Here is a 10,369-nt window from a genome sequence, read left to right as displayed (position 1 = left end):
GTTCTGGCAGGAGCACGACACGTACCATAAGGCCGTGGAGGCCAGAAAGGGTGCGGACGAGCGTTTCGTCCTTCACGACGGCCCGCCCTACGCCAACGCAAACATACACATCGGGACCGCCTTCAACAAAGTTCTGAAGGATTTCATCCCCAAGTACAAGACGATGACAGGCCGGTACGCGCCCTACGTCCCGGGGTGGGACACGCACGGCCTGCCCATCGAGCTGAGGGTGCTGAAGGACGAGAAGCTCTCGAAGGAATCCGTGGATCCCCTGGAGCTGCGCAAGAAATGCACGGCTACCGCGCTGCACTACCTGGACGTCCAGCGCGAGGAGTTCAAGCGGCTGGGGGTGTTCGGCGAGTGGGACAAGCCCTACATCACCCTGGACCCCGGCTTCGAGACCCTGGAGCTCCGCGCCTTTGCCGACATGGTGGAGAAGGGGCTGGTGTATCGCGGGCTGAAGCCCGTCTACTGGTGCATCGACTGCCAGACGGCCCTGGCGACTGGGGAGATCGAGTATTGGGACGAATCCTCGTCCTCGGTCTATGTCGCCTATCCCATGCCGAGGGCTGCGGAGAAGTTCCCCCAGCTTGCAGGACGGGACGTCAGCGTCGTCATCTGGACGACCACGCCCTGGACCCTGGCCGCCAGCATGGCGGTGGCGCTGCATCCGCAGTACGAGTACGGCTTCTACGACTGCGGCGGAAAGGTGTACCTCTTTGCCGTCGGCCTCAAGGATGCCGTGTTTGCTGCGACCGGCCTGAAGGGCGGCGAACCCCTGCTCACGGTCCGGGGCTCGGACCTGGAGAACCTGCTGGCCGTTCACCCCTTCTGTGATGACCGGGACATCCCGCTGGTCCTGGCGGATTACGTAATCCTGGACTCCGGCACGGGGTGCGTCCACACGGCCCCGGGGCACGGCGTCGAGGACTACGAGACGGGGATCCGCTATGGCATCGACATCTACAATCCGGTGGACGACGCGGGCGTCTATGAAAAGGGCACCCCTTTCTTCGAGGGCATGCCCATCGAGGAGGGCGGGAAGCGAGCCATCGAGATGATCGCCGAGCGCGGGCGCCTTCTGGGGAGCGGGACGATCATGCACAGCTATCCGCACTGCTGGCGCTGCAAGAAGCCGGTGATCTTCCGCGCGACCGACCAGTGGTTCATCGCCGTCTCCAAGTTCAGGGACAGGGCTCTCGACGTCATCGATAAGGATGTCCGCTGGATTCCGGAGTGGGGACGCGACCGCATCCACAACATGGTGAGCGACCGGTCCGACTGGTGCATCAGCCGGCAGAGGGTCTGGGGGGTGCCCGTCCCCGCGCTCAAATGCCGGGACTGCGGGGCGCACAGCCTGACGCCCGACCGGGTGCGCAGCTTTGCGGATAAGGTTGGGGAGAGCCCCGAGGGGTCGTCGATCTGGTGGAGCCGAACGGTGGAGGAGCTCTTCGGAGACCGCGCCGTGTGCGATGCCTGCGGCTCCCGCAACGTGGAGAAGGACGGCAACATCCTGGACGTGTGGTTCGACTCCGGGGTGACGCATCTGGCCGTCCTGAACGAGCGTTTCGGCCTGAGCTGGCCCACGGAGATGTACCTGGAGGGCAGCGATCAGCATCGCGGCTGGTTCCAGTCCTCGCTTTTGACCGCCGTGGCGGTGAAGGACCAGGCTCCATACCGGAACGTCCTGACCCACGGCTTCATCCTGGACGGCGAGGGGCGCAAGATGTCCAAGTCCCTGGGCAACGTGGTGCTGCCTCAGGAGGTCGTGGACGAGTATGGGGCGGACATCCTGCGTCTGTGGGTGGCCTCCACCGACTACCGGAACGACGTCCGCATCTCTCAGACCATCATGAAGTCCCTGTCGGAGACGTACCGGCGCATCCGCAACACCGCGCGCTTCCTGCTGGGCAACCTGCACGGGTTCGACCCCCGGAAGGACACGCTTCCCTATGAAGAGCTCCTGTCGATGGACCGCTGGATCCTCGACCGCCTGCACCGGGTCATCGGAAAGGCGCGCGAGGCCTTCGAGGAGTACGAGTTCCACGTGCCGACCAACGCCATCCACTCGCTGTGCGTCAACGAGCTGAGCGCGTTCTATCTGGACGTGAGCAAGGACCGGCTCTACGTGGAGGGAGCGGACTCCCTGGGGCGCCGCAGCGCCCGGACGGCGATGTGGGAGGTGCTCTCGGTCCTGACGCGGATGCTGGCCCCGATCCTGAGCTTCACGGCCGAGGAGATCTGGCAGGAGATGCGGACACTCGATGCCTCGTTGCCCGAGAGCGTGTTCCTGTCGGACTTCCCGGCGGTGGATCCCTCCCGGATCGACGAGGGGCTGAACGATCTGTGGCAGGACGCGCTGCTGCTCCGCGGGGCCGTGAGCCGGATGCTGGAGGGGCTGCGCGCCGCGAAGACCATCGGCACCTCCCTGGAGGCGGCCGTCCAGGTCAAGCGTAACTCCGCCATGGATCGCGTGGCAGGCGCCTTCTCGGAGCAGGAGCTGGCGGATCTCGTCATCGTCTCCCGATTCGAGTGGACGGACGCGCTCAGCCTCGGGGCCCCGATCCGGGACGAGGCGACGGGGCTCGAGATGGCTGCGGGATTCACGCCCGGCATCAAGTGCCCGCGTTGCTGGAAGTACACGGAGGGCGCGGCCGGGGACGGCCTGTGCTCGCGATGTGCCGCGGTTCTGAAGGATCGGAACTGAGGAGACGAAGTTGACGGCCGAACGCTGTGCCGATGCCGGAATGCCGTCCGGAACGCAGAAGAGCTCCCCTCTCGAGGGGGGCTCTTCTGCAGATGAAGTCGGGATGGGGCCCGCCGGGGTATCGGGACGGGAGCTCTCCGACGGAGAGGGCGGGAGCCCGATCGAGGAGGTCCTGTGCACGGGTGCCGACGCGGGGATGCGGCTGGACGTCCTGCTGGCCCGTCGTCTGGGTCTCACCCGCTCCTTCGCCCAGAGGCTGGTGCGCGAGGGGCGCGTGTCCTGCGGCGGCCTCAGGCCGAAGCCCTCGCTGAGGGTTGCGGAGGGGGCGGTCTGCCGCATCGAAATGCCGGCCCCCGAGAACCTGGAGTTCGAGCCGGAGCCCGTGGATTTTCGGGTCGTCCACGAGGACGACGCCCTGCTGGTGGTGGACAAGCCCGCCGGCCTGGTGGTCCACCCCGCGCCCGGCCACTGGTGCGGTACGCTCGTCCACGGCCTGATGTGGCGCTATCCGGATATGGGGCCGTTCAACAACGTGCGGAGGCCGGGCATCGTGCACCGGCTGGACGCGACGACCTCCGGGCTCATGGTCGTCGCGCGCCGGCAGGACGCGATGGAGGCGCTCCAGGCGATGTTCCGGGACCGCTCGGTGGAGAAGGAGTATCTGGCCCTGGTGCATGGGCGCCCCGCGCCCGGCGAGGGGACGCTTTCGGGCCCTATTGGCCGCGACCCCGCAAACCGCCTGCGGATGGCTGTGGTCGAGGGCGGCCGGCCGGCCCTCACGGGGTACCGCGTCCTGAGCCATCGCGGGGGGCTTTCCCTGGTGCTCTGTGTGCTCCACACGGGCCGCACGCACCAGATCCGGGTGCACCTCGCGGCTCTGGGACATCCGCTGGTCGGCGACGTGCTCTACGGGGCACCGGACGAGCCGGGGTTCGGGCGCGTCTTCCTGCACTCCTGGCGGCTGGCCTTCGCCCACCCCATAACCGGGGCACGGCTGGAGTTCCGCTCGCCGCTGCCCGACGAACTGCGGGAGTATCTGAGCCGAAGGTTCCTGTAGAGTTCCCCCCCTTCCCCATGCGGAGGACCGTCTGCCCTCCTCGCGAATATATTTGACCTTCCCGCTGTGCCGTGACAAACTGAATACAGAGAAACAAAGGCGTACTGCATAGTGCTTTGCCGATGGACCGACGGAGTGCTTCGGGGTCGTTCGCGGGCCTTGGAGGATGAGGCCGTTACGTGCGGCCGGATGTGGAGGGATGGTCAATGGCTGTTTCGACGGCGTTCATGAGGGACGAGCTCGACCGCATGAAGCGGGAGGGGCTCTATGGGAATATCCGCACGCTGACGGGCCCCCAGGGGGCCCGGATCGAGATCGACGGCAAGAGGTACCTGAACCTCTGCTCCAACAACTATCTGGGGCTTGCCAACGACCCGCGTGTCTGTGCGCGGGCCAGGGAGCTCATCGACCGTTACGGGGTCGGTCCGGGGGCCGTCCGCACCATCGCGGGGACGATGGACATCCATCTGGAGCTCGAGAGGAAGCTGGCGCGATTCAAGGGCACCGAGGCCGCCATCACCGTGCAGTCCGGCTTCTGCGGCAACCTTGCCGTGATGCCGACCGTGACGGGTGAGGGGGACCTGATCTTCAGCGACGCGCTGAACCACGCCTCGATTATCGACGCCTGCCGGCTCTCCAAGGCGCGAACCCTGCGCTATGGACACTCCGACATCGAGGACCTGCGGTCGAAGCTCAGGGAGCATGCCTCCGAGCCGGGACGCAGACTGATCGTCACGGACGGCGTGTTCTCGATGGATGGCGATGTCGCCAGGCTGCCGGAGATCGTGGAGGCCGCCGAGGAGTTCGGCGCGATGGTCGCGGTGGACGACGCGCATGGGGAGGGGGTCCTGGGGCGCGGCGGGCGCGGTATCGTCGATCACTTTGGCCTGCACGGCCGGGTGGATATCGAGATCGGGACGATGTCCAAGGCGTTCGGCGTCGTGGGGGGCATCGTGGCCGGAAGTGCGACGCTGATCGATTTCCTGCGCCAGAAGGCTCGTCCCAACCTCTTCAGCAGCGCCATGACCGTCCCCGACGTCGCGGCGAACCTGGCGGCGGTCGAGATCATGGAGGAGAGCGACGAGCGGGTGACGCGCCTCTGGGAGAACGGCCGATACCTCAAGGCGGAGATGAAGCGGTATGGCTTCGACGTCGGCAAGAGCGAGACGCCCATCACCCCGGTGATCGTGGGGGGGGCCCAGACGGCCAAGGACGTCAGCGCCGCCCTCTTCGAGCGCGGGGTCTTCGCCACGGCTATCGTTTTCCCGACGGTTCCCAAGGGCACCGCACGCATCCGCGTGATGGTCAGCGCCGCGCACAGCCGGGAGGACCTCGACGAGGGGGTGGCGCAGTTTGTCGCCGTCGGGCGCGAGCTGGGAATTGTCGGTTAGGCCGGGCAGGTTGGAAGAACGCCCCTTCGGGGCGATGTGAGGGGGCGGAACCATGAAAAAAATTCTTGTGACGGGCTGCGGCGGCCAGGTGGGTACAGAGCTGGTGGCGCATCTGCGTGGCCTGTACGGGGACGCCAACGTCATGGCGTCGGACTTCAGGGCGCAGGAGGGGCATTCGGGCCCCTTCGCTTTGTTGGACGTGAGGGACGGAAAGGCCGTTGCGGCGCTCCTGGATTCCTTCAAGCCCGATACGGTCATGCACCTGGCGGGCATCCTCTCCGCGCGTGGGGAGGAAAGGCCCCAGCAGCTCTGGGAGACGAACATGGGGGGGACCTACAACATGTTGGAGGCCGCCCGCGAGCGGGGCTGTGCGGTATTCTTCCCCAGCTCTATCGCCGCGTTCGGCCCCGGCACGCCGGCGGACCGTACCCCGCAGGACACGATCCAGCGTCCCACGACCATCTACGGGGTCAGCAAGGTGACGGGGGAGCTTCTGGGAGAGTACTATCACCTGAAGTATGGGCTGGACGTCCGCGGGGTTCGCTTCCCCGGGCTGATCTCCTACGAGGCCCTGCCGGGCGGCGGCACGACGGACTATGCCGTTCACATCTACTACGAGGCGCGGGCCAGGGGGCGGTACACCAGTTATATCGGGGCCGGCAGCTTCATGGACATGATGTACATGCCGGATGCGCTCGACGCGGTGGTGCGCCTGATGGAGGCCGACCCCGCGCGGCTGCGCCACCGCTGCGCCTTCAACATCTCCGCCATGAGCTTCGACCCCGAGGGGATCGCGGCATCCATCCGTAAGGTGCTGCCGGACTTCAGGCTGGACTACGACGTGGACCCCGTGCGTCAGGCCATCGCGGATTCCTGGCCCAACTCCCTGGACTGCTCCGCGGCACGCGAGGAGTGGGGGTTCGCCCCCCGTTACGACCTCGACGCCATGACTCGGGACATGTTGGCGCGCGTGCCGGACGCAGCGAGTTCCTTGACGCCGAACTGATTTTTTAGTACAATAAAGCTTGTTATCAATGTCTTTATTCTTTTGTTGTTCCTTGAAAAAGGCGGCATAGCCAAGCGGTAAGGCAGAGGACTGCAAATCCTTTATCCCCAGTTCGAATCTGGGTGCCGCCTCCAGCAGACAATCCGGCACAGTCCGTTACATTACAAAACCCCCCGCTCATGAGCGGGGGGTTCGCTTTTCGACGGTCCGCCAATATCCGACGCGTACCCGTTATCCGTATTCGTAAAAACGCTAGAGAAGGTAACGGCGGATATCCCTGTCCTCGACCAACCCGTTCAGCCGTTCCCGGACCATGTCCGCGTCGATCTCGATTCGTTCCGTCGGCGCATCGCAGACGCTGAAGCTGATCTCCTCGAGCAGCTGCTCGAGCATCGTGTGCAGTCGACGCGCCCCGATGTCCTCCATCTCCGCGTTCATACGGCTGGCCAGTTCCGCGATCTCGCGGGTCGCGTCCTCCGTGAAACACAGCTCCGTCCCCTCGGTGGCGATCAGGGCGCTGTACTGTTTCAGGAGGCTGTTCTCCGGCTCCGTCAATATCTGCTGAAGGTTCTCCCAGGACAGGGGCTGGAGCTCAACACGGATGGGAAAGCGCCCCTGGAGCTCGGGGATCAGGTCGGACGGTTTTACGCCGCTGAAGGCGCCGGCCGCGATGAAGAGGATGTGGTCCGTCCTGACCGGGCCGTAGCGGGTCTGAACGACCGACCCCTCGACGATCGGAAGGAGGTCCCGCTGCACCCCCTCGCGGCTCACGTCGGGACCGCCGGCCCCTCCCCTGGCGACGACCTTGTCCAGCTCGTCCAGAAAGACGATGCCGTCCTCCTGGACCTTCTCCAATGCCTCCTGCGCGAGGGCGTCCGAGTCTATCAGCTTCTCGGCCTCCTCACCCTGAAAAACCCTCAGGGCCTCCCCTACCTTCATCCGGCGCTTCTTCGACCTCTTGGGCAGGATTCCGCTGAGCATCTCGTTCAGGTTGATTCCCACGGAGTCCATCCCGGCGCCGCCCAGGACGGGAATGGCCGCCGAGTTGTCCGAGACCTCGACGTCGACCTCGCGGTCGTTCAGTCGCCCATCCCGCAGCATCGCCAGGAGCTTGGCCCGGGTCGTCTCCTGCCCGTGCTCCTCCTCGGCGGGACGTTCCTCCTCCGTATCGGCCCCTGCCCCGAACACCTTCATGAAATCGGGGACGGAGAATTTCTTTTCGCTCCTGGGCAGTAGGACATCGACCAAACGCTGCTCCGCCCGCTCCAGAGCGGGGCCCTGGACGTCCTCCAGCATCCGCCTGCGCACCATGGTCACGGCAAACTCGACGAGGTCGCGGATCATGGACTCCACGTCCCGTCCCACATACCCCACCTCCGTGAACTTCGTGGCCTCGACCTTGATGAAGGGGGCATGAACCAGCGTCGCCAGACGCCGGGCTATTTCAGTCTTCCCCACGCCCGTCGGCCCCACCATCAGGATGTTTTTGGGCATGACCTCGCGCGCCATCTCAGGCGGGAGCAACCTGCGGCGCAGGCGGTTGCGAAGCGCCACCGCCACCGCGCGCTTGGCCTTTTCCTGACCTACGATATAGCGGTCCAGATACTCGATCACCCGGGAGGGCGTCAGGGCGGACTCCAAACGGGGCGTCATTCCAGCACCTCCAGCGTCACCACGTTGTCCGTGTAAATGCAGATCTCCGAGGCCAGCTCGATGGCCCGTTTGGCGATGCGCTCGGGCGGCCAGTCCGTCCCCTCGCAGAACGCCCGCGCCGCGGCCAGGGCATAACCGGACCCCGACCCGATGGACGCCGCGTTGCCCTCCGGCTCCAGGATGTCCCCCGCCCCGCTGAGCAGCAGGGTAAGCCTGGAATCCGCCGCCAGCATCATCGCCTCGAGGCGGCGCAGCGCTTTGTCCGTGCGCCACTCCCTAACCAGCTTGACGGCTGCCTTCATCAGATCGCCCTTCTCCTGCTCCAGACGGTTCTCGAACCGCTCGAGCAGGGTCATGGCGTCGGCGGTGCTGCCCGCGAAACCCGTCAAAATTTTTCCGTTGAAGAGGCGGCGCACCTTCCGCGCCCCCGACTTGACGATCTGGCTTCCCAGGGTCACCTGGCCGTCCCCGGCCATGGCCACCCTATCTCCCGAGCGGACGCACACGATGGTCGTTCCCTTAAACAGTGTCCTCATCCTTTCCGCAGCTTCCGCTGCCGTTTTCTCTTTATCGCTGCCGTCGTATATCCCTGTATGTTCCGGTTCCACGGGCCGGCCTCACGGGGCGTCCCCGCCGACCTTGGCCCGGGGATGGGCCGAGGCGTAGCTCTCCTTCATCCAGGACGCGCTGATGGTGAGGTAGATCTGCGTCGTGGAGAGGCTCTCGTGCCCCAGGAATTCCTGCACGAACTTCAGCGACGCCCCCCGCTCCACCAGGTGCGTCGCACAGCTGTGGCGCAGGACGTGGGGCGTCACGCCCTTCAGCCCCGCGCGTCCGGCCAGGGTCGTGACGATGCGGTGCACCGTCCGGACCGTGAGGGCCTTGCCCCCGCGTCCCGAAAAGACGTAGGGCTCCGCCGGGTCACGCTGCGCCCCAAGCCGCTCGAGCGCCCTCTGCGCACAGCCGCCGAAGGGCACGCGCCTTTCCTTGTCCCCCTTGCCCAGGACGACGATCCAGCGTTCCTGAAGGTCCACGTCCGCCCACCTGAGCCCCGTCAGCTCCGACACCCGAAGTCCGCACCCATAGAGCAGCTCCATGACGGCCGTGTCCCGGACGGGGGACTCGCTCTCCGAGGCCATCTCGAGCATCCGGTTCACGGCCTCCTCCGAGAGGGCCTTCGGCAGCCCCCGGGGGGCCGAGGGGCCGCGCAGGGCGCGGGCCGGGTCCCTGTCCAGGACGCCGCGCTCCCTCAGAAAGGAGAAGAGGCCGCGCAGGGAGGAGAGCTTGCGGGATATCGTCGTCCGGGCATAGCCCCACCCGGACAGTTCCCGGAGGTAGGCGCGCAGGACCGCAGGGTCCACAAGGCCGACGTCCGATAGGGACCGACCCGCCAGATACTCCGAAAACTGCTTCAGGTCCACCGCATAATTGGTCAGCGTATGTTCGGAAGCGGTCCTGCTGCCGATATGCGCCAAAAAGGCGCCGATGGCGCCGTCTATCGTCTTTGCGTCCATTTTTCAAATATTATCAGGTTTGAGTACAAACTCAAGAGCGGTATCCGCCCGATCTATTGCGGATATCGCGCGCTTGACTTCGGCCCGGCGCCGGCCTAAAATGAAATTCATACAAAAGAATATCGTTTGTGGGGGAACTGAAGTGCGTTGAGAAGGTTAAAACCTGACCCCTTGAACCTGTCGGCTAATACCGGCGTAGGGAAGCAGAGATGTGTGTCGTCACGAAGAAGGGCGCTTTCCTGTTGTGGAAAGGCGCCCTTCAATTTTCGAGCAGGGAGGTCCTTGCCATGCGTAAAGTGTTGACCGTAGCGGGCTCCGATTGCAGCGGCGGAGCGGGAATCCAGGCCGACCTCAAGACGTTCTCGGCCCATGGGGTCTTCGGCATGAGCGTCGTCGTATCGGTGGTGGCGGAGAACACCAGCCGGGTGATCGCCATCCAGGACGTGACGCCGGACATGATCGAGAAGCAGATGGACGCGGTCTTCGAGGATATCGGGGCGGATGCCGTGAAGGTGGGGATGCTCTCCACCCCCGTGTGCATGAGGGCCGTCGCGGGGAAGCTGAAGCAATATGCCCCCGAAAACGTGGTCGTCGATCCGGTCATGTACGCCAAGAACGGCTGCCCCCTGATGGACCCCGGGGCGGTGGGCGCCTTGATCGAGGTGATCGTCCCCCTGGCGGACGTCCTGACGCGGGAGCGGGCCGCGCGCGGTCCGCTGCACGGAGTCGTCCACGCAGCCGGCGTGATCGACGACGCTCCGGTTCTGCAGAAGTCCTATGAACGCTGTGCTCGGGTCCTGGCTCCCAAAATCGCCAGGGCGATTCTGCTGGATGAGTTGACGGCGGAGGACCCGCTGGAGCTTTTCGTCATGATGTCCTCCACATCCGGCATTCTCGGCAGCGTCGGTCAGAGCGACTACTCGATGGCCAACCGCTTCCTCGACGCCTTCGCCGAACGCCGCTTCAACGGCGACCGCGACACCTGGCCGGAGAAAATCGACGACACCCTCTGGCTCAAGGTAAACAACGACAACTACGGCT

General features: G+C 65.4%; 8 protein-coding genes, 1 tRNA gene and 1 riboswitch. Of the genes, 6 read left to right on the top strand and 3 right to left on the bottom strand.

All coding sequences use genetic code 11. The features are described 5' to 3' along the window. The 5 genes from ileS to Q0176_RS10885 all read left to right on the top strand — a co-directional run. Positions 1-2,707, top strand: a 2,707-nt coding sequence (gene ileS / locus Q0176_RS10905; protein WP_299302864.1) for an isoleucine--tRNA ligase, incomplete at its 5' end; no start/stop codon positions are given. 10 nt (positions 2,708-2,717) lie between these two features. Further along, positions 2,718-3,764 (top strand): RluA family pseudouridine synthase, encoded by a 1,047-nt coding sequence (locus Q0176_RS10900; protein WP_299302861.1) that lies wholly within the window; start codon positions 2,718-2,720, stop codon positions 3,762-3,764. A 206-nt stretch (positions 3,765-3,970) separates the two neighbouring features. Beyond that, positions 3,971-5,155, top strand: a complete 1,185-nt coding sequence (locus tag Q0176_RS10895; protein ID WP_299302858.1) for a glycine C-acetyltransferase — start codon at positions 3,971-3,973, stop codon at positions 5,153-5,155. 52 nt (positions 5,156-5,207) lie between these two features. Continuing rightward, entirely contained in the window at positions 5,208-6,161 is a 954-nt protein-coding gene (locus Q0176_RS10890; RefSeq protein ID WP_299302855.1) for an NAD-dependent epimerase/dehydratase family protein, read from the top strand. 60 nt (positions 6,162-6,221) lie between these two features. After that, positions 6,222-6,295: transfer RNA gene (locus tag Q0176_RS10885), tRNA-Cys, on the top strand. Positions 6,296-6,413: 118 nt separating this feature from the next. Here Q0176_RS10885 and hslU read toward each other — a convergent pair. From hslU to Q0176_RS10870, 3 genes are all read right to left on the bottom strand, one after another. Then, complete coding sequence (gene hslU / locus Q0176_RS10880) at positions 6,414-7,814, bottom strand: ATP-dependent protease ATPase subunit HslU (protein WP_299302852.1); 1,401 nt, start codon at positions 7,812-7,814, stop codon at positions 6,414-6,416. Then, positions 7,811-8,350, bottom strand: coding sequence for an ATP-dependent protease subunit HslV (gene hslV / locus Q0176_RS10875; RefSeq protein ID WP_299302849.1), 540 nt, complete (start codon positions 8,348-8,350; stop codon positions 7,811-7,813). The genes hslU and hslV overlap by 4 nt, the downstream gene beginning before the upstream one ends. A gap of 81 nt (positions 8,351-8,431) precedes the next feature. Next, positions 8,432-9,328 (bottom strand): tyrosine recombinase XerC, encoded by an 897-nt coding sequence (locus Q0176_RS10870; RefSeq protein WP_299302846.1) that lies wholly within the window; start codon positions 9,326-9,328, stop codon positions 8,432-8,434. Between the two features lie 120 nt (positions 9,329-9,448). Beyond that, positions 9,449-9,547, top strand: a riboswitch (TPP riboswitch). Positions 9,548-9,615: 68 nt separating this feature from the next. Here Q0176_RS10870 and Q0176_RS10865 point away from each other — a divergent pair. Then, positions 9,616-10,369 (top strand): bifunctional hydroxymethylpyrimidine kinase/phosphomethylpyrimidine kinase (locus Q0176_RS10865; protein ID WP_299302842.1); only part of this gene is annotated, 754 nt, incomplete at its 3' end.

The sequence above is a fragment of the uncultured Fretibacterium sp. genome (genome assembly GCF_938040765.1).
Lineage (GTDB): Bacteria > Synergistota > Synergistia > Synergistales > Aminobacteriaceae > CAJPSE01.
Note: the sequence above shows the minus strand (reverse complement) of the source record. Positions and strands in the feature narration are given on the sequence as shown.

Coding starts and splice junctions, on each gene's coding strand:
- Q0176_RS10895 (WP_299302858.1), top strand. CDS start 3,971: ATGGCTGTTTCGACGGCGTTCATGAGGGACGAGCTCGACCGCATGAAG.
- Q0176_RS10890 (WP_299302855.1), top strand. CDS start 5,208: ATGAAAAAAATTCTTGTGACGGGCTGCGGCGGCCAGGTGGGTACAGAG.
- hslU (WP_299302852.1), bottom strand. CDS start 7,814: ATGACGCCCCGTTTGGAGTCCGCCCTGACGCCCTCCCGGGTGATCGAG.
- hslV (WP_299302849.1), bottom strand. CDS start 8,350: ATGAGGACACTGTTTAAGGGAACGACCATCGTGTGCGTCCGCTCGGGA.
- Q0176_RS10870 (WP_299302846.1), bottom strand. CDS start 9,328: ATGGACGCAAAGACGATAGACGGCGCCATCGGCGCCTTTTTGGCGCAT.